Consider the following 21007-nt stretch of genomic DNA (forward strand, 5'->3'; position numbering starts at 1 on the left):
GCGGTGTGCCGACGTTCTGCCCACCCCCAAGATCTTTAGCCATACCATGCCGTCCTTTTTACCGCCAGTTTCGAAGTTGCGATCTTTATCGAACCTCTGTTCTAATCAAGCCATGCGCTGGGACAACCTGCGCCTGACCGACACCGGCCAGGGCACCCGAGCCGTGCCGCTGTTCGCCCGTGGCGCGGTGACCACGACGTTCGACACCCCGGAGTTCCGGGGCATGATCTTCTACGAGATCCACGCCCGCACGATCGTCAACCGCGTTCCGGCGGCCAGCCACGTCCCGTTCCAATGGACGATCAACCCCTACCGGGGGTGCACGCATTCGTGCACATATTGCTTCGCGCGCAAGACCCACGAATACCTCGACCTCGATGCCGGCCACGACTTCGACTCCAAGATCGTCGTCAAGGTCAACGCCCCCGAGCTGGCCCGCAAGGAGCTCGCCGCGCCGCGCTGGGGCGGCCACCACATCGCCATGGGCACCAACGTCGACTGCTACCAGCGGGCCGAGGGCCGCTACCGGCTGATGCGGGGCATCCTGTCCGCTCTCAGAGACGCCAGGAACCCCTTCTCCATCCTCACCAAGGGCTCGCTCATCCTGCGCGACCTCGACCTGCTGACCGAGGCCGCCGAGGTGACCGACGTCGGCACCTCGCTGTCCATCGGCTTCGCCGACGACGAGCTGTGGCGTTCGGTCGAGCCCGGCACCCCGAGGCCCGGCAGGCGGCTGGAGGTCTGCGCCACCCTCACCGGGCACGGGCTGCCGTGCTCGGTGCTGATGGCGCCGATCCTGCCCTACCTCACCGACTCGCCGCGGGCGCTGGCGCGCACGGTCGCGCTGATCGCCGAGGCCGGCGCCACCCACGTGGTCCCCATCGTGCTGCACCTGCGGCCGGGGGCGCGCGAGTGGTTCCTCGGCTGGCTGGGCCGCGAGCATCCCCGCCTGGTCCCGCGCTACCAGGAGCTGTACGGGCGCGGGGCCTACGCGCCGAAGGCCTACCAGGCGCGCGTCACCCGGCAGGTCCAGGAGCTGGCCGCCCGCAGTGGGGTGGGCAGGTCCTCCCCGGCCGCCGCCCGCCGCGTCCGGCCGCCCGTCCCGCCGCCAGGCGCTGGCGGTCCCGAGCAGCTCACGCTGCTGTAACCCCGGAAAGACACATATGGGTGATTGACTCCGCTGTTGGGTATTTAACGCGAGTGATGCGCGGAATATGGCGCATTGTCATCCAATGGTCGGCCCATGAGAACAGGGGGAATCATGGCGGGAACACGAAAGAAATCCACCAAGGCCACAGGAAAGGCCAAGAAAGCAGCCATAAAGGCTACGCGCGAGACCAAGCAGACCAAACGCGAAGACGACGACAAGCGGCCCGTGGAGCGCGAAGAGGCGCGGTGACGCCGGTCATCGCGCGGCGACCCCGGCGACCCGTGCGACCGGGCCCGTACAGCCGTGCGACCGGACCCGTATAGCCCCTGAATGGGGTTTCTGCGGTAAACGCATGATCAGCCACTCTCCCCCCGGCCACCGCCCGGAGCGGGCGGTTCCGGCCCGTCACTCACGACGGCCATGCCCCGTCACCGCCCGGAGCGGGCGGCTCCGGCCCGTCACTCACGACGGCCATGCCCCGTCACCGCCCGCACGACGGCCATGCCCCGCCGCCGCCCGCTCGGCGGTCGCGCTCCGCCGCCGTCCGCACGGCGGTCGTGCCCTGCGGCCGGCTCGGCGGTCGTGCGGCCCTCCCGGCGCCGAAGACGGGGCGTGCACGGTCTCGACGCGGAGGCCCGGGTGCCTGATCATGGAAACCCCCGGCCCGAACGCGAGGATCGATGCCCGCTTATCTCCGCTTCCCCACGATCTTCGGTGAGGTCGTCGTCTTCGCCGCCGAGGACGACCTGTGGATGGTCTCCGCCGGCGGCGGCAGGGCCTTCCGGCTGACCGCCGGGGTCGCGGAGGCCGGGTACCCCCGCTTCTCCCCCGACGGCACCAAGATCGCCTTCGTCGGCCGGGAGGAGGGGCCAGAGGAGGTCTACATCATGCCCGCCGAAGGCGGCGCCGGCACGCGGATGACCTACGACGGCGCCCTGTGCACGGTCACCGGATGGGACCCGGACGGCGCGGTGGTCTACGCCAGCGACGAGGGCCAGCCCTTCGGCCGCCGCAGATGGCTGCACCGCGTCGACGCCGAGGGGATCTCCCAGCGCCTGCCCCACGGGCCGGCCAACTCCATCTCCTACGGTCCCGGCGGGGCGATCGTGCTCGGCCGCAACACCGCAGACCCGGCGCGCTGGAAGCGCTACCGGGGCGGCACCGTCGGCGACCTGTGGGTCGACCGGGAGGGCAGGGGCGAGTTCGCGCGGCTGATCTCCCTGGCGGGGAACCTCGCCTCGCCCTGCTGGGTGGGCGAGCGCATCTACTTCCTGTCCGACCACGAGGGCATCGGCAACGTCTACTCCTGCACGCCCTCCGGCGAGGACCTCCAGCGGCACACCGACCACGACGACTACTACGCCCGCAACCTCGCGAGCGACGGCAGGCGGCTGGTCTACCACGCGGCGGCCGAGCTGTACGTGCTCGACCCGGCCGAGGGCGAGGCGCGCGCGGTCGAGGTGCGCCTGGGAAGCTCGCACACCCAGCGCAACCGCCGGTTCGTCCCGGCCGCGCACTACCTGGACAGCGCCACCCTCACCCCCGACGGCAGCGGCCTGGCGATCACCACGCGCGGCAAGGCGTACTCCTTCGGCAGCTGGGAGGGCCCGGTGCGCCAGCACGGCGAGCCGGACGGCGTGCGCTACCGCCTGCTGACCTGGCTCAAGGACGGCGAGCGGCTGGTGGCGGCGGCCAGCGACGACGGCGACCGAGAGGTCCTGGTCGTGCTGACCGCCGACGGCAGCGCCGCCCCGGTGCGCCTGCCCGGCCTGGACACCGGGCGGGCGATCGCCCTGACGGTCTCACCGGGCGCCGACCGCCTCGCGGTGACCAACCACCGCAACGAACTGCTCATCGTCACCCTGCCCGGCCCGGGCGCCGGGGAAGGCGCCGATGAGGGTGGGGGTGGGGGTGAGGCGACGCTGACGGTGGCCGACAGCAGCAGGTTCGGCCGCGTCGAGGACGCAGTCTGGTCCCCCGGGGGCGACTGGCTCGCCTACACCTTCCCCGACACCGCGCAGACCACGGCCATCAAGCTCCTCGAGGTCGCCACCGGGGAGACCCACCTGGTCACCCGCCCGGTGCTGCGCGACAGCAGGCCCGCCTTCGACCCCGAGGGCAGATACCTGTACTTCATCGGGCAGCGCGTGTTCAACCCGGTCTACGACTCGCTGCAGTTCGACCTGGGGTTCCCGCTCGGCACCCGGCCGTACGCCGTCGCGCTGCGGAACGACGTCGGCTCGCCGTTCGTGCCCGAGCCGAGGCCGCTGTCCGGCGACGACCCCCCGGCCAAGGACTCCCACGGCGGCAACGGCCCCGGCGGCCAGGGCGTCACCAGCGGCACCGGCCCGGGCGCGGCGGACGGCGAGACCCCCACCGCCGGCGGCGCCACACCCGGCGAGCCCGCCACCGGCGAGCACCCCGAGGGCGCGGATGACGAGGCGACCGGCGAGGGCCTGGAGATCCACTTCGAGGGCATCGAGCGCCGCGTCGTCGCTTTCCCGGTGCCCGAGGGCCGCTATGAGCGCGTCGCCGGCATGAGGGACAAGGTGCTGTTCACCTCGTTCCCGGTCGAGGGCAGCCGCGGCGACGAGTTCGCCGAGTCCACCTCCGGCACCCTGCTCGCCTACGACTTCGTCAAGCAGAAGTCCGAGACCCTGGTCTCCGACGTCACCGACTTCCACCTGGGCAGGGACGCCACGACGCTGCTCTACCGCTCCGGGCAGCGGCTGCGGGTGATCAGGGCGGGCGAGCCGCCCTCCGAGGACGACTCCCCCGGCAGGGCCGGGGGGTGGATCGACCTCGACCGGGTGAAGGTGTCGGTGTGCCCGGCGGCCGAGTGGCGGCAGATGTTCCGCGAGGCGTGGCGGCTCCAGCGGGAGAACTTCTGGGTGCAGGACATGGCCGGCATCGACTGGGACGGCGTCTACGAGCGCTACCTGCCCCTGGTCGACCGGGTGGGCACCCGCGGCGAGTTCTCCGACCTGCTGTGGGAGCTGCTGGGCGAGCTCGGCACCTCCCACGCCTACGAGAGCGGCGGCGAGTACCGCACCAGGCCCCACTACCGGCAGGGCAAGCTCGGCGTCGACTGGTCCTACGCCGGCGGCGTCCACACGATCTCGCGCATCGTCGCCGGCGACCCCTGGGACCCGGACGCCACCTCCCCGCTCAACCGCCCGGGGCTCGACGTACGGCCGGGCGACGCGGTGGTGGCGATCAACGGCCAGCCGGCGGGGGCGGTGGCCGGGCCGGCCAGGCTCCTGGTCAACCAGGCGGGCCAGGAGGTCGAGCTGACCGTCAGGCGCGGAGACGGCCCCGCGAGGACGGTGACGGTAAAGGCGCTGTCGGACGAGGAGCCCGGCCGCTACCGCGACTGGGTGGAGGCCAACCGCGCGCGCACCCACGAGCGCACCGGCGGCAGGATCGGCTACATTCACATCCCCGACATGGGCCCGGACGGCTACGCCGAGTTCCACCGGGGGTTCCTCGCCGAGTACGACCGGGAGGGGCTGGTGGTGGACGTCCGCTTCAACGGCGGCGGCCACGTCTCCGGGCTGCTGCTGCAGAAGCTCGCCCGGCGGCGCATCGGCTACGACTTCCCGCGTTGGGGGGTGCCCGAGCCCTACCCCGCCGAGTCGCCGCGCGGCGCGCTGGTGGCGATCACCAACGAGTGGGCCGGTTCCGACGGCGACATCTTCAGCCACACCTTCAAGCTGCTCGGGCTCGGCCCGCTCATCGGCAAGCGCACGTGGGGCGGGGTGATCGGCATCTGGCCGCGCCACCGGCTGGCCGACGGCACGGTGACCACCCAGCCGGAGTTCTCCTTCACCTTCGACGACGTGGGATGGCGGGTGGAGAACTACGGCACCGATCCGGACATCGAAGTCGACATCACCCCGCAGGACTACGCGCGGGGCGTCGACACCCAGCTGGAGCGGGCGATCGACGTGGCGCTGGAGCGGCTGGCGCAGTATCCCGCGCACACGCCGAATCCTGCCGACCGTCCCCGGCTGGGCGCCCCGCTGCTCCCTCCGCGCCGGTGACCGCCCAGGTCAGCCGTCCGGGCGGGCGGGGTCGCGGGCGGCGTACGCGCGCAGCCGCGCCGCCAGGGCCGTGACCTCCTCCCGCAGTTCGCCGGGCTCGATCACGGTGAACGGCCGGCCGAGGCCGGCCAGCAGCGCGGCCATGCCGTCCAGCCGCTCCGTGCGGGCCACCATGAGCACGCCGTCCTCGGTCTCGGTCAGCCGGGCGACCGAGGGCGGCAGCCGGCGCAGGGCCTCGGCGCGGGTGGTCTCCAGCAGCACGCGCACCTCGTACCGGTACGGCACCGAGGACAGCGAGGCCATCACGTGCGCCACCGGGTCGAACTCCCGCGGGCCGGGGAAGCCGTCCGCGAGGGTTTCGGCGGAGGCGACGCGGTCCAGGCGGAAGGTGCGCATCTGCCGCCTGAGCCGGTCCATGCCGGTGACGTACCACCGGCCCGAGTGGAAGACCAGGCCGTAGGGGTCCAGCTCGCGATCGGTCTCCTCGCCCCGCCACGAGCGGTAGCGAAGGCGCACCCGCCTCCTGCGGCGGGCGGCGGCGGCCAGGGTCAGCAGGGTGTCGGCGGCCGGGCGCGGCGTCTCGGCGGCCCGGGAGGTGTGCCCGAGGGTGTCGGTCACGGCCTCGACCCGCTCGCGCAGCTCCGTGGGGAGCACCCGCTGGATCTTGGCCAGGGCGCTCTCGGTGGCGCTCTCCCCCACCGCGAGGCCGGTGCGGCGGCCGGCGAGCAGGCCGAGGACGACGGCGGCGGCCTCGTCCTCGGTGAGCATGAGCGGCGGCAGCTTGTATCCGGGCAGCAGGCGGTAGCCGCCGTGGCGGCCGCGTTCGGCCTGGACCGGCACGCCGAGCTCGGCCAGGCGCAGCGCGTACCGCCGCACGGTGCGCTCGTCGACCTCCAGCCGCCGCGCCAGTTCGGCGCCGGTCAGCCCGGGGCGCGCCTGGAGCAGCTCCAGCAAGGTCAGCACCCGCGTCACCGGATGTGGCATGAAATTTCCCTTTTTATCCGGACTGGTTCTGCCCGGATTCGATCCTACGGTGAGGCCAACGGCAAAGGATCTCCAGGGAGATGAATATGAGCACCTTCGTACTGGTCCCGGGTCACTGGCTCGGCGCGTGGGCCTGGCAGGGCGTCACCGAGCCGCTCCGGGCGGCCGGCCACACGGTCCACCCGCTGACCCTGACCGGGCTCGCCGACCGCGTCCACCTCGGCGGCCCGGGCACCGGGCTGGACACCCACATCGACGACATCGTCAACACGCTGGTGCACGAGGACCTGCGGGAGGTCGTGCTGGTCGCCCACAGCGGCGGCGGTGCCCCGGTCACCGGTGCGGCCGACCGCATCCCCGAGCGGATCGGCAAGATCGTGTACCTGGACAGCGGCCCGCTCGCCGACGGGATGTCGCAGCTCGACCAGTACCCGCCGGAGAGGCTGGAGTCGATCCAGGAGCACCTGACCGGCGGCTGGCGGTACGAGCCCCCGGCGTGGGAGCGGCAGGAGAGGCTCGGGGCGAGCACGGCCGGTCTCGGCGAGGCGGACAAGGCGGAGATCATGGCGCGGATGACGCCCCAGCCGTACGGGACCCTCACCCAGCCCCTTCGGCTCACCGGAGAGGGCGGCGCGGACAAGCTTCCCAAGGCCCTGGTCAGTTGCTCGTTCCCGCTCGCCCAGGTCAGGGAGCTGATCGAACAGGGCCATCCGTACTTCGCCGGGCTGAGCGGCCCCGAGTGGGAGCTGCACGAGCTGCCGACCGGCCACTGGCCGATGTTCTCCCGCCCAGGGGACACCGCGCGGCTGCTGGGTTCGCTGTAGGGAGCGGTTTCGCACGACAGGGGGTGAAGCCGAGCCGCCACCTTTACTTTGTAGATCAGAAGCATGGAGGTGCGCGCCGCCGTCACCGGATACCGGAGGGCCGGGGGCTCACCGCCGAGCTGGAGTCCGCCCGCACCGTGCTCGGCGACGCCGGCGTGACGCTCACCACGCGCACCCCCGTCGTCGAGCTGCCCCCGGAGACCCCCTCGCGTACGGCTGGGCCGTACGCGAGGGGGTCACCAACCTGGTGCGCCACAGCGGCGCGCGCGCCTGCCGGATAGATCGCGGCATCGGGGACGATGGCACGGTGCTGTCGCCGGGGAGCGGGTGATCGACCCGGCGCTGGCGGCGGCCGCGCTTAGCGCCGGGCCGAGCCCGCTGACCGGCCGCGAGCGCTACGTGCTGGCCGCCGCGGCCGACGGCTCGACGATCGCCGACATCTCCGCCCTGCTGCACCTGTCGGAGAGCACCGTGCGCAACTACCTGTCGGCGGCCATCGGCAAGACCGGCACCCGCAACCGCATCGAGGCGGCCACCCTCGCCCGCCACAACGGGTGGCTGTGACCCGCCGCCGTCACTGGTCGGCGGCGAGGGGCTCCGGCACCAGGGGCTGCGGTTCCCAGCGGAAGCCCATCCTGAACGTCACCTTGGCCAGCGCCCGCTGGCCGTCGGCGTTGGGATGGAAGAAATCCCACTTGCTGATGTGGTCGAGGGTGTAGGGGTAGGAGAAGACCGCGCCGCCGTCGGAGCGGCACGCCGGCCCGTACGCCGCGCACGCCTGCGCCATCTCGGCGTTGTAGTCCTGCACGCGCTCCCTGACGCGGTCCCTGCGTGCCTGGTCCTTCTTGGCGTCGGAGGCGGCGTCGGCCAGCATGGTCGGGCAGATGCCGCCGATCGTCCAGAACGACTTGGCCACCACGCTCTCCCTGCCGATGCGCCATAGCCGCTTGAGGTCGGGGATGCTGGCGGCGAAGATCTTCACGCCGGCCGAGGCGAGCACGGCGAAGGCCCGGTCGATGCGCGAGCGGTAGGTCGCGACCGGCGTCATGCGCGACTCGCTGGCGACGCAGGCGTCCTGCGCGCCGATCAGGACCGTGACGTAGGAGGCCTTGGCGGCCACGGCCTTCTCGGCCTGGGCGGCCAGGTCGGCGCTGGTGGACCCCGGCACGGCGAAGTTGAGGTTGTGCCCCTTGACGGCCTGGCCGACGGCCAGCAGGCGGAGGTAGTGGCTGTCGACGTCCGCGGAGTCACCCGCCGACCACGACCGGGAGGTGCAGGAGACGTACCAGCCGCAGGCGTTGAAGCCCGCGCTGATCGAGTCGCCGAGCGCCGCCATCACCGCGGGCACCGGCTCGGCCGCCGCCGCGACGGCCGTGCCTGGCACGCACACCGCCGAGGCCGCGAGAACGAGCGCGATCTTCCTGACCATGGTCACCCCCACCTGGGACGATCGATCCCGGGTTGGAGATCGAGAACCCAAGGTAGAGATCGGGAAGGGTGGGCTCTATTACCTCCGGGCGAGGCGTTGCTACCGTTGACCAAGTTCCTATCGCGGCTTGACAGGGCACGGAGCGTGTGTAAGCGCCCATGACAGCGGATCACCCTGAGCGGGCTGTGTTGTGATAAGGCCACCCGATGTCGAACGCGTTCAGTTTCCGCATAAGGTGGGCAGAGTGAGTGTCGCGCTCGGGATAACCCGCCCCCCGCTGGTTCGCAGCATCCCCGTCCATCACCCAGAAGACCTGATCGCGCGACTGCCGCAGGGCCCGCCCTACGCCTGGGTCCACCAGGGCGAGGGCCTGGTGGCCTGGGGTGAGGCCGCGCGGGTGGCGGTCCCTCCGGGGCCGGGTCGCTTCGAGTGGGCCAGGCGGTGGCTGGCCACCGTGTTCGGCGAGGCTCACATCGACGACGACGTGCACGTGCCGGGCTCGGGCCCGGTGGCGTTCGGCTCGTTCACCTTCGACCCCGACGCGCACGGCTCGGTGCTGGTGGTCCCCCGGGTGCTGCTCGGCCGCAGGAACGGCCGCGCGTGGCTGACCACGGTGGGCGAGGCGCCCATCGAGCTGATGGCGCCCGCCGCCTCCCCCGGCCGCATCGTGTACGGCGACGGCTCGCTGACCGCGCCCGAGTGGCAGCACGCGGTGGCGCGCGCCGTGGGCGAGATCAGGTCGGGGCGGCTGGAGAAGGTCGTGCTCGCACGCGACCTGGTCGCCACGGCCGAGCGCGACATCGACGTGCGGGTCCTGCTCGACCGCCTGGCCCGCGCCTACCCCGACTGCTACACCTTCTCCTGCGCGGGCCTGGTCGGGGCCACGCCCGAGCTGCTGGTGCGCCACACCGGCGCCGCCATCGAGTCGCTGGTGCTGGCAGGCACCACCTACCGGGGGGCGAGCCCGGCCGACGACAAGGCCAAGGCCGCGGCCCTGTTCGCCTCGGCCAAGGACCGCCACGAGCACGCCTGCGCGGTGGCCTCGGTGCGCGAGGCGCTCACGCCGCTGTGCGCCTCGCTCTCGGTGCCCGGCGAGCCCGAGCTGCTGGTGCTGCCGAACGTCCAGCATCTCGCCAGCCGGGTGCGGGGGCGGCTGGCCGACGGCGCGTCGGTGCTCGACGTGGTCGCGGCCATGCATCCCACCGCGGCCGTCGGCGGCACGCCCACCGGGGTCGCGCTCGAGGTGATCCGCGAGCTCGAGGGCATGGACCGCGGCGGCTACGCCGGCCCGGTCGGCTGGATCGACGCGCGGGGCGACGGCGAGTGGGGCATCGCGCTGCGCTGCGCCCACGTCGAGGGGCGGCGGGCCCGGCTGTTCGCCGGGTGCGGCATCATGGGCGGCTCCGACCCGGCGTCCGAGCTGGCAGAGGCCCAGGCGAAGTTCCGCGTCATGAGGTACGCCCTGGAGGGCTGACCCGCCGGTCAGCCCTTCCCGGGCGCGGGCGTCCCCGGCCCGATCCCAGCCGGAGGACCGCTCTCGCGGCCGGCTCCGGCCGGGCCGTCGGCATGCGACTCGGCCGGGATCCCCGTCGGGATCTCCCGGCCGAGCTCGTGGGCCAGTTGGTCGAGCTCCGCGCCGCCGGCCATCAGGGACGTCAGCTCGTCGCGGGTGATGTCGGCCTTGTCGAACTGCCCGAGGCTGGCGCCCCGGTTGAGCAGCAGGAACCGGTCGCCGACCGGGAACGCGTGATGGGGGGTGTGAGTGATGAAGACCACCCCGAGACCCCGGTCGCGCGCCCTTGCGATGTAGCGCAGCACCACGCCCGCCTGCCTGACGCCGAGCGCGGAGGTCGGCTCGTCCAGGATGAGCACCCGGGCGCCGAAGTACACGGCGCGGGCGATGGCCACCGACTGGCGCTCGCCACCCGACAGCGTGCCGACCGGCTGGTCCACGTCGCGGATGTCGATGCCCATGGCGCGCAGCTCCTCGCGCGCGACCCGCTTGGCCCTGGCCACGTCGAAGCGGCGCAGCGGCCCGGTGACCGGCTCCGACCCGAGGAAGAAGTTCCGCCAGACCGACATCAGGGGGATCATCGCGAGGTCCTGGTACACGGTGGCGATCCCCCGGTCGAGGGCCTCGCGCGGGCCGCCGAGCCGCACCGGGACGCCGTCGAGAAGGTACTCGCCGCTGTCCTGGACGTGCACCCCCGCGAGGATCTTGATGAGGGTCGACTTGCCGGCACCGTTGTCGCCGAGCACGCAGGCGACCTCGCCCTCGCGCACGAGCATCGAGACGCCCCGCAGGGCGATCACGCTGCCGAAGACCTTGCCCACGTCGCGGGCTTCCAGAAGCGGCGGGGTCATCGCCGCACCTCCTCGGCGTAGCGGCGGACCAGGCGGTTGGCGAGGGTGGCCAGCAGGAGCATCGCGCCGAGGAAGAACTTGAACCAGTCGGCGTCCCATCCGGCGAACACGATGCCCTTGTCGGCCATCCCGAAGATCACCGCACCGATGGACGCGCCGATGGCCGAGCCGTACCCGCCGGTGAGCAGGCAGCCGCCGATCACGGCGGCGATGATGTAGATGAACTCCTGCCCGATGCCGGAGTTGGCCTGGACCGAGGTGAAGCGCAGCGCCATGATGGAGCCGACCAGCCAGGCGGCGGTGGCCGTGGTCATGAACAGCGCGATCTTCGTACGGGCGGCGGGCACGCCGACCGCGCGTGCCGCCTGCTCGTTCCCGCCGACCGCGAAGATCCAGTTGCCGGCCCTCGACCGCATCAGGACCCAGGTGGCCAGGGCCGTGACCCCGAGCCACCAGAAGATCGCCACGCGGAAGTCCACCCCGCCGGCCGTGACCGAGCCGGCCAGCACCGCCCGCGCGCCCTCGTATCCCTCGGCCCTCCTCAGGCCGCTGACCTGCACGGTGCCGGTCAGCGCCTTGGTGACGCCGAGGTTGAGTCCCTGCAGCATGAGGAACGTGCCGAGGGTGACGATGAAGCTCGGCAGCTTGGTGCGCACCACCAGCAGGCCGTTGGCGAAGCCGATCGCCAGGGCCAGGACGAGCCCGGCGAGCATGGCGGCCCACACGTTCCAGCCGTACTTGGTGGCGAGGGTGACCATCACCAGGCCCGTGGTGCCCGTGAGCACGCCGGCGGACAGGTCGAACTCGCCGCCGATCATGAGCAGGGCGATGGCGACGGCCATGATGCCGAGCGTGGAGGCCGGGTCGAGCCAGTTGGCCACGCCGTCCGCCGACCGGAAGACCTCCGACTGCGAGGAGAAGAACGCGAAGACCGCGACGGCGCCGACCACCGAGCCGAGCTCGGGGCGGATCAGCAGGCGCCGCAGCCACCCGGCGCCCGCGACGCGCTCGTCGGCGGCGACGCTGGTCACCGGGTGCCGCCCTGCGCGAGCTTGGCGACCTGCGCCGCGTTCTCCTTGGTCACGAACCCCGGGCCGGTGTTGACCGGCAGGCCGCCGCCGACGGTGTTGAGGTTGGCCTTGTAAAGGTAGAGGAAGGTGATGGGCAGCCATCCCTGGAGGTACTGCTGCTGGTCGACCGCGAACAGGATCTCCCCCGCCTCGATCGCGTCGACGACGTCGGCCGACAGGTCGAAGGTGGCGAGCTTGGCCTTGGAGCCTCCGTCGGCGATCGCGTCGCGGGCCGCGACGGCGACCGCGGGGTTCAGGGTGAGCACGCCGTTGACCGAGCCGTCCGTCTGGAGCTTCGCCTTGATCTTGGAGGTCGCGTCGGCGAGGTTGCTGACGTCCACCTGCAGCCGTTCCACCGTGCCGCCGAGGGTCGCCGTGGCGCCGCCGCACCGCTGGTCCAGGCCGACGTTGCCCGCCTCGTGGATGACGCAGAGCAGCTTGGTGACGCCCGCGGCCTTGAGCTTCTCCCCCGCGCCGCGCCCGGCCACCTCCTCGGACTGGCCGACGTGGGTGATGGCCCCGAACTCCTTGGACTTGTCGCCGCCGGAGTTGATGGTGACGACCGGGATGCCGGCCGCCGCTGCCTTGGTGACCGACTCCTTCAGCGCGTCGGGATTGGCCATCGAGACGACCACGCCGTCGACCTTCTCGCTGACCGCCTGGTCGATGAGCTGGGCCTGCTTGGCGGGGTCCCCGTCGCCCTGGTAGGTCACCTTGGCGCCGTACCGCTTGCCGGCCGCCTCCGCGCCGTTCTTGACGACGTCCCAGAAGGAGTCCCCCGGCGCGCCGTGCGTGATGACGGCGAAGGTGCCGCCGTCCCGGCCCCCGGCCGCCGGTGCCGCGGACGTGCCCGCCGGGGAGGTCGTGCCGTCTCCACCGGAACATCCGCTCAGCACCAGCGCTGCCAGCACCGTCGCCGTGACCAACCGTGTGACTCGCCTCATGGATACCTCCCGTACCGTCCCGAGGGACGAGATCGGCCGCATGCCAGGTTTGTAACCTCAGGTAACCTCCCTGTCAATTGTTTGTCGTGACATTCTGATGTACAGGCCACTTCACTCCCGGATTTGTCAGGGCACCTTGCAGGCGGCCGGGCAGGCCCTGACCTGCGGCCGCACACCGCGAAAAGCCCGGCAAGAGATCGCTCACCGGGCTCGGGGGGACGTCAGGGACTAGTTCAGCTTGCGCACGATCCGCAGGATCTCGTCCAACGCGACCGTGTGACCGTTCAGGATGCCGGTGTGCTCGTCGAACTTCTTCGAGTGCTCGCCCAGTATCCTCGTATGCTGCTCCAGCGTCGCCGTGTGCCCTTCGACGGTGACCGCAAGATCCCCGAACTTCGTCTCCAGACCATCCAGCTTCGCCGTCTGCCCCTCGACGGTGACCGCAAGATCCCCGAACTTCGTCTCCAGACCATCCAGCTTCGCCGTCTGCCCCTCGACCGTGACCGCAAGATCCCCGAACTTCGTCTCCAGACCATCCAGCTTCGTCGTGAGACCACCCAGGAGTCGGGAATGGTCGCTCAGGATCGTCGTGTGCACGTCCTGCTGCGCGCGGATGCTCTTGAGGTCATCGAGCGCGTACTGGTAGAACCGCTTCCCCGTCTCGGACTCCTTCTTTGCTTCGCCGGCCACGTAGGTCGCCGCGATGGTCTGGTCCCGCAGCACGCCGAGCCGGTTCTCGAGCTCGGTCATACGTCCTTCAACGTCAGTTGTTGGCATCACCATTACCTCCTGGAGAAAGAGTACTGCCCATGGTGACGCTGAGTGCCGCCTTCAATACGATACGTGAAACCGTTTCATCTGGCGGGCGGCGCGCCTCCGCCGCGAGGGCCCGAGGTGGCCGTGCGCTTTGTACGGACATATTAATGTCCGCTACCCTGGGCGCTTAGCGATCAGAACTGAGCCGGGAGAAGGCATTGGGCACTCGACTCGACATCGACCTCGATCGCTCCAGCCCCGTGCCCCTCTACTTCCAGGTGGCCGAGCAGATCTCCGAGGCGATCCGCAGGGGCGACCTCGCGCCCGGCGCCAGGCTGGACAACGAGATCCTGCTCGCCGACCGGCTCGGGCTGTCGCGCCCCACGATCCGCCAGGCCATCCAGTACCTCGTGGACAAGGGCCTGCTGGTGCGCAAGCGCGGCGTCGGCACCCAGGTGGTGCACGGCCAGGTCAAGCGCTCGGTCGAACTGACCAGCCTGTACGACGACCTGCGCCGCGCGGGCCAGGAGCCCACCACCCGGGTGCTGTCCCTGCGGCCCGTGAGCGCCGACGAGGAGATCGCCGCGGTGCTCGGCGTCGCGGCGGGCACGGAGGTGCTGCACGTCGAACGGGTGCGCTACGCCGCCGGCGAGCCCCTGGCCCTCCTGCACAACTGGCTGCCGGCCGGGCTCGGGGCGCTGACGCCGGAGTCCCTCGCGGAGCGCGGCCTGTATGAGCTGCTGAGGGCCGCCGGCGTGCGGATGCGCGTGGCGAACCAGCGCATCGGCGCGAGGTCGGCCACCCCGGCCGAGGCGCGGCTGCTGGACGAGCGCAGGGGCGCGCCGCTGCTCACGATGGTGCGCACGACCTACGACGACCAGGGCAGGGCCGTGGAGCACGGCTCCCATGTCTACCGGGCCTCGCACTACTCGCTGGAGGTCACGCTCATCGAGCGCTGACCCGCCGCCTCACCCGTCTCGGGCTCCTCGATCTTCGAGGCGCGGCTCTTGATCCACAGCGTGGTGCCGATGCCGAACAGCACCGCGGCGGCGAGGCCCACCCAGGAGAACCCCTTGAGCCACTTGTCCGCCACGATGCCGAGGTAGTAGATCACGGCGGTGGTGCCGCCCGCCCAGGCGATGCCGCCGAGCACGTTGGCGACCAGGAACCGCCAGTACGGCATGTGCAGGGCGCCGGCCAGCGGCCCGGCGAGGATGCGCAGCAGGGCGATGAACCGGCCGAAGAAGACGGCCCACATGCCCCATCGGTCGAAGACGTTCTTGGCCTTGGCGATGTGGGCGGGGCCGAAGTGCTTGGGGAAGCGCCTGCCGAGGCGGTCGAACATCGGCTGCCCGCCCTTGCGGCCGATGAGGTAGCCGATCGAGTCGCCGACGATGGCGCCCGCGCTCGCGCAGACCCCCACCCACAGCGGGCTCACCACGTGCTGTGCCGACAGCAGCGCGGCGCTGACAAGGACGACCTCACCCGGAAGCGGGATTCCGAGGCTCTCCAGGCCGATGACCACGCCCACGATCACGCAGATCCAGACAGGGGGGATCGCCTGGAGCCATTCCTCGACATGCATGGCCACACCCTATGTCGTGGCATGGCCTTCGGTTTACGCAAGCCGGGATGCCTCTAGAGAGAGCGGACCGCTTCCTGGGCGGCTTCACGCATGGCCACGTGCACGCGGGCGTTCTCCTCGCGGTCGGTGCGGGCCTCCACGATGCGCACACCCTCGCCCCTGATCGCCTTGGGCAGGTCGTCGATCGAGGACAGCAGGGTGTGCGGAGTGCCCGTGGCGGCGGCGACGTACGAAAGGTCCACCCCGTGCGGGGTGCCGAAGACCCGCTCGAAGGACTCGGGCAGCCCGGCCTGCGGGAGCAGGGAGAAGATGCCGCCGCCGTCGTTGTTGATCACGACCAGGCACAGGTCGGGCCTGGGCTCGCGCGGGCCGAGTATGAGCCCGTTCTGGTCGTGCAGCAGGGTCAGGTCGCCGAGCAGGGCGTAGGAGGGACCGTTGTGGGCGAGCGCGGCGCCGATGGCGGTGGACACCAGCCCGTCGATGCCGGAGGCGCCCCGGTTGGCGAGCAGGCGCAGGCCGCGCCGTGGCCGCATGGCCTGGTCGAGGTCCCTGATGGGCATGGAGGAGCCGCAGAACAACAGGGTGTTGTTGGGCAGGACCTCGGTGAGGTCCCTGGCCAGGCGCGGCTCGCTCATGCCCGAGTCGTCCAGGACGGCGTCGACGGCCTCGCGCGCCGCGGAGTCGGCCGCGCGCCAGGACCGCAGCCAGGTGTCGTCCCCTGCCGCGACGGCGATCTCGACGGCCTCGGCGACCTGGGTGGCCGACCGGGTGGGGTCGGGCCAGCGGGACAGGTCGGGGGTGACGACGATGTGCTCGCCGGCCCGCTTGAGCCACGACAGCAGCGGCCGGGAGAGGCTCGGACGGCCCAGGGTGACCACGACGTCGGGGCGGTGGGCGTCGGCGAACTCGGGGGTGCCGAGCAGGAAGTGGTACGCCGAGACGGCGTGGTCGCCGTACCTGGCGCCGCCGGTGGGCTCGGAGAGAACCGGCCAGCCCGCCATGCCGGCGGCGGCGACGTACCGCCGCACGTTGACCGCGCCGTCGCCGACGACCAGCACACCGCGCCGGGTGGGGGCGACGTGCAGGCCGGCCGAGGGCGGGGCCACCCGGGCCCGCACCCAGGGGCCGCCGGCGTCCCCGTCGAGGGACTCGCACCAGGAGGTGTCGCCGTCGGGGATGAGCGGCTCGCGGAAGGCGAGGTTCAGGTGGACGGGGCCGGGGTCGCCGGGGCCGAGGGCACGCTGGTAGGCGCGGGCGGCGAGCGAGCGCCAGTAGGCGACCTGGCCGGGACGCTCCTCGGGCGTGCCGACCTCGGCGAACCAGCGGACCGACGAGCCGTACAGCTTGATCTGGTCGATGGTCTGGCTGGCCCCTGTGGCGCGCAGCTCGGGCGGCCGGTCGGCGGTCAGGACCAGCAGCGGCACGCCGGACTCGTGGGCCTCGATCACCGCGGGGTGGAAGTTGGCGGCGGCGGTGCCGGAGGTGCACACCAGCGCGACCGGGCGCTCGGACCTGCGTGCGAGGCCGAGCGCGAGGAAGGACGCCGAGCGCTCGTCGACCCGCACGTGCAGGCGGAGCCGCGAGTCGCCGTGGACGGCGATGGCCAGCGGGGCCGAGCGCGAGCCGGGGGCCAGCACCACGTCGGTGAGGCCGCAGCGCACCAACTCGTCCACGAGCACGCCGGAGAGCGCGGTGGCGGGGTTCACCTGCCCTCCCGGGCGCGCGCGCTGGTCTGAACGTGAAGAGGCTTCATCTAGGGGCGGCGGGAGAGGCCGGGGAGGCGCAGCTCTTCGAAGGCCTCGACCGTGAGAGCACTGTCACGGGCGTCGCGCGAATGCGTGGTGGGGCGGGAGCCGCCGCGCCGCCCGGGGCGGTTGATCGTGATCTTCACCATGCCGTCGGCGGTCTCGTAGTCACCCGACCGCTTCCAGTCGAGAGTGCTCACGGTCACACTCACTCCTCACTCACCTGCGCGTCGCCCGGTCGAGGCCACAGGCCGGGGGCGCCTGTCGACGGGACTAACCTTACGACCGTGAGTGAGCGTCCTGTGCACGCGGTGGTTCTACCTCCCGGTCCCGCCCTGTTCGGCATGGTTCGCGAGGCGCTTTCCGGCGACGGTCCCGCGGTGCTTCCCCTCGCGCCCGATCTGCCCGATCCGGTCCTGCGGGCGACGCTGGAGGAGCTGCGCCCGACCCACGTGGTGACCGCCGAGGGCACTCGGCCACGGCCTGGCGGGGTCCCGGCGACCGGCGACACGGCCGTGATCATCGCGACCAGCGGCTCCACGGGCACTCCCAAGGGGGTGGAGCTGGCGGCTTCCGCCCTGCGGGCGTCGGCGTCGGCCTCGCTCCGGCGGCTCTCGGCCCGGCCTGGCGAGCGCTGGCTGTGCTGCCTGCCCCCCTCCCACGTCTCGGGCCTGCAGGTGCTGGTCCGGGCGTTGTTGAGCGGGTCTGCGCCGCTGATCCACGAGCGCTTCTCCCCCGGCGCGGTGGCCGGCAGCGGCGCCGAGCACGTGTCGCTGGTCCCCACCCAGCTCAGGCGCATGATCGACGCCGGCGCCGATCTGTCGCGGTTCCGTACGATCCTGCTCGGCGGCGCCGCCGCGCCGCCCCGCCTGCTGGCCGAGGCCAGGGAGCGCGGGGCGCGGGTCGTCACGACGTACGGCATGAGCGAGACGTGCGGCGGGTGCGTCTACGACGGCGTCCCGCTGGACGGGGTGGAGGTGAAGGTCGGGGCGGACGGGCGGGTCCGCCTGGCGGGGCCGGTGCTGTTCTCCGGTTACCGGCTGCGTCCCGATCTCACCGAGGCGGCCCTGGACGGCGGCTGGTACCTCACCTCCGATGTCGGCGTGCTCGGCGAGGGACGGCTGCGGGTGCTGGGCCGCGCGGACGATGTGATCAACACCGGGGGCGAGAAGGTCGTGGCCGGAGTGGTGGCCGAAATCCTGGCGGGCCATCCCGGTGTCCGCGAGGCGGTGGTCGTCGGCCGGCCCGATCCGGAGTGGGGCGAGGAGGTCGTCGCGGTGGTCGTCGCCGCCGACCCGGCCGCTCCCCCGGCCCTCGACGAGCTGCGCGCCCTGGTGAAGGGCCGGTTGCCGGGCCACGCCGCCCCGCGCGCGCTGGCGCTGCGGACCCGGCTCCCGCTGCTGCCGAACGGCAAGCACGATCTTGTGGCCGTACGCCGTGAAATTTCCGGCTTTGTTGGCATAAGGGATGCTTCTTGACCACAATGTCCCGTCAAGGGAACCGGAAGTCGCGTCCGGCGCGTCTTACAGGCAGCCGGATCTAGGAAGGACGCCTTGATGAACCCAACCCGCAAGATGTGGATCTCCGCCGGAGTGGTGGGCGTGGTCCTCGCCGGGGGTATCTCCGTCGCGGCGGCCGCCGCCTCGGGAGGGGTCGACAAGACCGCCAAGGTCAGCCAGGAGAGCGAAGGCTCCGCGCCCTACGGCCCGGGCGAGGCGCCGGGCCAGATCCCCGGCCCCGATGTCCCCCAGAACGCCGAGCCGACCAGGTCGTCTGAGGAGTTCGTCGTCACCAACGACGACGTCAACCCCGACCCGAAGAAGGTCGCGGAGTTCTGGACCGAAAAGCGCATGGAGAGCGCCGAGCCGCTCCCGATCCCGGTCATCACCCCCGAGAAGAAGCCGAAGTAACGGCGCGGGCTCGTGGAGGAGGCGGGTCGCCGGGAGGCGGCCCGCCTCTCCTCGTGCCGGGCCCCGGTTTCCCCGATCCCGTGTCGAGTCCCCGATCTCGGGCAGAGGGGGGAACTACCAGCGACGACGAGTGCGACGATCAGGAGGCGATCAGCGACGGCCACGCGCCCGGCGGGAACAAACCACGGCGTCTGACGTTATTGATACTGGTGCGCCGATCGCCGGACGCCGCGCCATCCCAGCGACCTAAAAGACGACTCCGTGACGGAGGAGGTGTGCTCATGCCCCGAACTGCCGTGGCGACCTCGACTGAGCGCGAGGCGACCCCGACGAATCTCGCTCAGGTCCTCGACCGTGGGCGAGCGCAAGGTCACCTTTCCCTCGCGGAGCTTCGCGAGGCGTTCTCGACGGCGCGGATCAGCCCCGCCAAGGGCCGCTCGATCCTGCGCGATCTCAGCGAGGCCGGCGTGAGCCTGGCCGCGGAGAACGAGCCCCCCTTGGGGACCGGTAGCCCGGCGAGAAAGACCCGTAAGAGCACCACGATGAAGACTACCGCGAAGAGCGCAATGACAAGCACCACGATCACCACCGAGGAGACCGCCGAATCCCCCGAGGGGACCGTCGAGACCCGCCCCCGGCGCACCGCCCGCCGGACCACGCGCAAGACGGCCGAGGCGGCTCCCGCCGCCACCGTGCCGCAGGCGTCGCCCGCCAAGGACGAGGCCCCCGCCGAGCCCGGGGACGGCTGGAACGAGCCGGACGAGAGCGAGCTCCAGAGCGAGACGTTCGACCTGGACGACCAGTCCTCGGTCATGGGCGACTCGGTGCACACCTACCTGAAGTCGATCGGCCGGCGCACCCTGCTGACCGCGGCGGAGGAGGTCGAGCTGGCCAAGCGCATCGAGGCCGGCCTGTACGCCGAGCACAAGCTGGAGACCGAGACGCTGAGCGCCTCCCGGCGCGCCGACCTCGAGTGGATCGCCGAGGACGGCAGGCGCGCCAAGGACCACATGCTGGAGGCCAACCTCCGGCTGGTCGTCTCGGTGGCGAAGAAGTACACCGACCGCGGCATGGCGCTGCTCGACGTGGTCCAGGAGGGCAACCTCGGGCTGATCCGCGCCGTGGAGAAGTTCGACTACTCCAAGGGCTACAAGTTCTCGACGTACGCCATGTGGTGGATCCGGCAGGCGATCCAGCGGGGCTTCGCCGACTCGGCCCGTACGATCCGGCTTCCCGTGCACGTGCTGGAGCTGCTGTCGAAGCTCTCGCGCATCGAGCGCGACATGCACCAGCGGTTCGGCCGCGAGCCCACCCCTGAGGAGCTGGCGGTGGAGCTCGACAAGACGCCCGACCAGATCGAGGAGCTGCTGCGCACCAGCCGCCAGCCGATCAGCCTCAACGCCACCATCGGCGAGGACGGCGAGACGACCATCGGCGACCTGATCGAGGACGTCGACGCCCCCGAGGCCTCGGAGGTCGTCGACCGGCAGCTGCTCGGCGCGGAGCTGCGGGGCGTGCTGGGCAACCTGACCCCGCGCGAGGCCAAGATCATGGCACTGCGCTTCGGGCTGATCGACGGCAAGCCGCACACGCTCGACGAGATCGGCAAGCACCTCGGGCTGACCCGCGAGCGGATCCGCCAGCTGGAGAAGGAGTCGCTCTCCAAGCTGCGGCACCCGAGCAACACCCGCCCGCTGCTCGACTGGGCCAGCTGAGGGTCACGAACGGCTTCCGCCCTCCCGGGCGGAAGCCGTTTCACTCTCCCCGGCGCGGAGGGTCAGCGCGCGGGCGCGAAGGGGCGCGGCACCCTGGCGATGCCCGTCAGCCGGTTCTCCTCGCGCAGCGTGCGCAGCTTGTTGACCTCGGCGGTCCACCTGGCACCCTCGGGGGTGGCGACGCCCTTGCGCCGCCTGATGCGGTCGTCGTACGCCTTGACTCCGAAGGCCGCCCGCTGAGCCGCCTCCGCCGCCCGCAGGGCGTCGGTCAGCGCGCGGTCGAAGGCCAGCCCCGCCGCCCGCAGCTCCGCGGCGCCGGCCCGGGAGGCCTGCGTGCGGCGAAGCTCGTGCTCCGCCCCGCGGGCCTTCTCCAGCAGCTCGCCGAAGCTCTTCCCGACCTCCTGGTCGGCGTGGTGCCTGACCTCCGCCTCCCGGCTCACACCGGGACGGAAAAACGCCATCGCTCGCCCTTTCTCGGCACATCGCCG

At 71.9% G+C, this 21007-nt stretch carries 20 protein-coding genes and 1 pseudogene; 10 read left to right on the forward strand and 11 right to left on the reverse strand.

Features of this window, described 5'->3' with window-relative positions; genetic code table 11:
* Positions 1-112 precede the first annotated feature (112 nt).
* The 3 genes from OG589_RS14985 (at position 113) to OG589_RS14995 (ending at position 5193) form a co-directional block, all read left to right on the forward strand.
* Positions 113-1147 carry an Rv2578c family radical SAM protein gene (locus tag OG589_RS14985; RefSeq protein WP_405149543.1) on the forward strand — a complete coding sequence of 345 codons (1035 nt, stop codon included), beginning with the start codon at positions 113-115 and terminating at the stop codon, positions 1145-1147.
* Positions 1148-1261: 114 nt separating this feature from the next.
* Entirely contained in the window at positions 1262-1399 is a 138-nt protein-coding gene (locus tag OG589_RS14990) for a hypothetical protein (RefSeq protein WP_405149545.1), read from the forward strand.
* 431 nt (positions 1400-1830) lie between these two features.
* Positions 1831-5193: a PDZ domain-containing protein gene (locus tag OG589_RS14995; RefSeq protein WP_405149547.1), complete on the forward strand. Its 3363-nt coding sequence runs from the start codon at positions 1831-1833 to the stop codon at positions 5191-5193.
* A 9-nt stretch (positions 5194-5202) separates the two neighbouring features.
* Here OG589_RS14995 and OG589_RS15000 read toward each other — a convergent pair whose 3' ends face one another.
* A complete protein-coding gene (locus OG589_RS15000) occupies positions 5203-6177 on the reverse strand; it encodes a helix-turn-helix transcriptional regulator (RefSeq protein ID WP_405149548.1) in 975 nt (324 codons plus the stop codon).
* Between the two features lie 86 nt (positions 6178-6263).
* Here OG589_RS15000 and OG589_RS15005 point away from each other — a divergent pair, with 86 nt between their 5' ends.
* The gene (locus OG589_RS15005) at positions 6264-7001 is read left to right on the forward strand and encodes an alpha/beta fold hydrolase (protein ID WP_405149550.1); all 738 of its coding nucleotides are present in this window, start codon (positions 6264-6266) and stop codon (positions 6999-7001) included.
* A gap of 82 nt (positions 7002-7083) precedes the next feature.
* Here OG589_RS15005 and OG589_RS15010 read toward each other — a convergent pair whose 3' ends face one another.
* Positions 7084-7257, reverse strand: a complete 174-nt coding sequence (locus OG589_RS15010; RefSeq protein WP_405149552.1) for a hypothetical protein — start codon at positions 7255-7257, stop codon at positions 7084-7086.
* 59 nt (positions 7258-7316) lie between these two features.
* On the opposite strand from OG589_RS15010, the pseudogene OG589_RS15015 reads away from it, so the two are divergent.
* Positions 7317-7565 (forward strand): annotated as a pseudogene (locus tag OG589_RS15015) (response regulator transcription factor); the annotation flags it as partial.
* 10 nt (positions 7566-7575) lie between these two features.
* Here the strand turns inward: OG589_RS15015 and OG589_RS15020 are convergent.
* The gene (locus tag OG589_RS15020; protein ID WP_405149554.1) at positions 7576-8430 is read right to left on the reverse strand and encodes an SGNH/GDSL hydrolase family protein; all 855 of its coding nucleotides are present in this window, start codon (positions 8428-8430) and stop codon (positions 7576-7578) included.
* A 244-nt stretch (positions 8431-8674) separates the two neighbouring features.
* On the opposite strand from OG589_RS15020, the gene OG589_RS15025 reads away from it, so the two are divergent.
* Positions 8675-9904 (forward strand): isochorismate synthase MenF, encoded by a 1230-nt coding sequence (locus tag OG589_RS15025; protein ID WP_405149555.1) that lies wholly within the window; start codon positions 8675-8677, stop codon positions 9902-9904.
* 8 nt (positions 9905-9912) lie between these two features.
* On the opposite strand, the gene OG589_RS15030 is transcribed toward OG589_RS15025, so the two are convergent.
* The 4 genes from OG589_RS15030 to OG589_RS15045 form a co-directional block, all read right to left on the reverse strand.
* The gene (locus OG589_RS15030; RefSeq protein ID WP_405149557.1) at positions 9913-10794 is read right to left on the reverse strand and encodes an ATP-binding cassette domain-containing protein; all 882 of its coding nucleotides are present in this window, start codon (positions 10792-10794) and stop codon (positions 9913-9915) included.
* Positions 10791-11825 carry an ABC transporter permease gene (locus OG589_RS15035; protein ID WP_405149559.1) on the reverse strand — a complete coding sequence of 345 codons (1035 nt, stop codon included), beginning with the start codon at positions 11823-11825 and terminating at the stop codon, positions 10791-10793. The genes OG589_RS15030 and OG589_RS15035 overlap by 4 nt, the downstream gene beginning before the upstream one ends.
* Positions 11822-12808 (reverse strand): sugar ABC transporter substrate-binding protein, encoded by a 987-nt coding sequence (locus OG589_RS15040; RefSeq protein ID WP_405149561.1) that lies wholly within the window; start codon positions 12806-12808, stop codon positions 11822-11824. Before OG589_RS15040 ends, OG589_RS15035 begins: the two co-directional genes overlap by 4 nt.
* A gap of 228 nt (positions 12809-13036) precedes the next feature.
* A complete protein-coding gene (locus OG589_RS15045) occupies positions 13037-13558 on the reverse strand; it encodes a hypothetical protein (protein ID WP_405149562.1) in 522 nt (173 codons plus the stop codon).
* Between the two features lie 224 nt (positions 13559-13782).
* On the opposite strand from OG589_RS15045, the gene OG589_RS15050 reads away from it, so the two are divergent.
* Positions 13783-14523 (forward strand): GntR family transcriptional regulator, encoded by a 741-nt coding sequence (locus OG589_RS15050; RefSeq protein WP_405149563.1) that lies wholly within the window; start codon positions 13783-13785, stop codon positions 14521-14523.
* Here OG589_RS15050 and OG589_RS15055 read toward each other — a convergent pair.
* Genes OG589_RS15055 through OG589_RS15065 form a run of 3 tightly spaced genes read right to left on the reverse strand, consistent with a single transcriptional unit; the run spans position 14490 to position 17100 of the window.
* On the reverse strand, positions 14490-15149 hold the full coding sequence (locus OG589_RS15055) for a DedA family protein (protein WP_405149564.1): 660 nt from the start codon (positions 15147-15149) through the stop codon (positions 14490-14492). The genes OG589_RS15050 and OG589_RS15055 overlap by 34 nt on opposite strands.
* Before the next feature lie 53 nt (positions 15150-15202).
* Positions 15203-16855: a 2-succinyl-5-enolpyruvyl-6-hydroxy-3-cyclohexene-1-carboxylic-acid synthase gene (gene menD, locus OG589_RS15060; protein WP_405149566.1), complete on the reverse strand. Its 1653-nt coding sequence runs from the start codon at positions 16853-16855 to the stop codon at positions 15203-15205.
* Between the two features lie 47 nt (positions 16856-16902).
* Complete coding sequence (locus OG589_RS15065; RefSeq protein ID WP_405149568.1) at positions 16903-17100, reverse strand: hypothetical protein; 198 nt, start codon at positions 17098-17100, stop codon at positions 16903-16905.
* 138 nt (positions 17101-17238) lie between these two features.
* Here OG589_RS15065 and OG589_RS15070 point away from each other — a divergent pair, with 138 nt between their 5' ends.
* From OG589_RS15070 to OG589_RS15080, 3 genes are all read left to right on the forward strand, one after another.
* Positions 17239-18372, forward strand: a complete 1134-nt coding sequence (locus OG589_RS15070) for an AMP-binding protein (protein ID WP_405152047.1) — start codon at positions 17239-17241, stop codon at positions 18370-18372.
* A gap of 78 nt (positions 18373-18450) precedes the next feature.
* Positions 18451-18804: a hypothetical protein gene (locus OG589_RS15075; RefSeq protein WP_405149569.1), complete on the forward strand. Its 354-nt coding sequence runs from the start codon at positions 18451-18453 to the stop codon at positions 18802-18804.
* A 281-nt stretch (positions 18805-19085) separates the two neighbouring features.
* Positions 19086-20519 (forward strand): RNA polymerase sigma factor, encoded by a 1434-nt coding sequence (locus OG589_RS15080; RefSeq protein ID WP_405149571.1) that lies wholly within the window; start codon positions 19086-19088, stop codon positions 20517-20519.
* A gap of 62 nt (positions 20520-20581) precedes the next feature.
* Here OG589_RS15080 and OG589_RS15085 read toward each other — a convergent pair whose 3' ends face one another.
* Positions 20582-20980, reverse strand: a complete 399-nt coding sequence (locus OG589_RS15085) for a hypothetical protein (RefSeq protein WP_405149573.1) — start codon at positions 20978-20980, stop codon at positions 20582-20584.
* Between the last annotated feature and the right edge of the window lie 27 nt (positions 20981-21007).

Source organism: Sphaerisporangium sp. NBC_01403 (assembly GCF_045040145.1).
Taxonomy (GTDB): domain Bacteria; phylum Actinomycetota; class Actinomycetes; order Streptosporangiales; family Streptosporangiaceae; genus Sphaerisporangium; species Sphaerisporangium viridialbum.

What these genes read in the sequence shown, in the direction of transcription:
- OG589_RS15055 (WP_405149564.1), bottom strand. Translation starts at nt 15,149, where the DNA reads ATGCATGTCGAGGAATGGCTCCAGGCGATCCCCCCTGTCTGGATCTGC.
- OG589_RS15000 (WP_405149548.1), bottom strand. Translation starts at nt 6,177, where the DNA reads ATGCCACATCCGGTGACGCGGGTGCTGACCTTGCTGGAGCTGCTCCAG.
- OG589_RS14990 (WP_405149545.1), top strand. Translation starts at nt 1,262, where the DNA reads ATGGCGGGAACACGAAAGAAATCCACCAAGGCCACAGGAAAGGCCAAG.
- OG589_RS15080 (WP_405149571.1), top strand. Translation starts at nt 19,086, where the DNA reads ATGCCCCGAACTGCCGTGGCGACCTCGACTGAGCGCGAGGCGACCCCG.
- OG589_RS15040 (WP_405149561.1), bottom strand. Translation starts at nt 12,808, where the DNA reads ATGAGGCGAGTCACACGGTTGGTCACGGCGACGGTGCTGGCAGCGCTG.
- OG589_RS14985 (WP_405149543.1), top strand. Translation starts at nt 113, where the DNA reads ATGCGCTGGGACAACCTGCGCCTGACCGACACCGGCCAGGGCACCCGA.
- OG589_RS15030 (WP_405149557.1), bottom strand. Translation starts at nt 10,794, where the DNA reads ATGACCCCGCCGCTTCTGGAAGCCCGCGACGTGGGCAAGGTCTTCGGC.
- OG589_RS15020 (WP_405149554.1), bottom strand. Translation starts at nt 8,430, where the DNA reads ATGGTCAGGAAGATCGCGCTCGTTCTCGCGGCCTCGGCGGTGTGCGTG.
- OG589_RS15075 (WP_405149569.1), top strand. Translation starts at nt 18,451, where the DNA reads ATGAACCCAACCCGCAAGATGTGGATCTCCGCCGGAGTGGTGGGCGTG.
- OG589_RS15045 (WP_405149562.1), bottom strand. Translation starts at nt 13,558, where the DNA reads ATGACCGAGCTCGAGAACCGGCTCGGCGTGCTGCGGGACCAGACCATC.
- OG589_RS15070 (WP_405152047.1), top strand. Translation starts at nt 17,239, where the DNA reads ATGGTTCGCGAGGCGCTTTCCGGCGACGGTCCCGCGGTGCTTCCCCTC.
- OG589_RS15005 (WP_405149550.1), top strand. Translation starts at nt 6,264, where the DNA reads ATGAGCACCTTCGTACTGGTCCCGGGTCACTGGCTCGGCGCGTGGGCC.
- OG589_RS14995 (WP_405149547.1), top strand. Translation starts at nt 1,831, where the DNA reads ATGCCCGCTTATCTCCGCTTCCCCACGATCTTCGGTGAGGTCGTCGTC.
- OG589_RS15085 (WP_405149573.1), bottom strand. Translation starts at nt 20,980, where the DNA reads ATGGCGTTTTTCCGTCCCGGTGTGAGCCGGGAGGCGGAGGTCAGGCAC.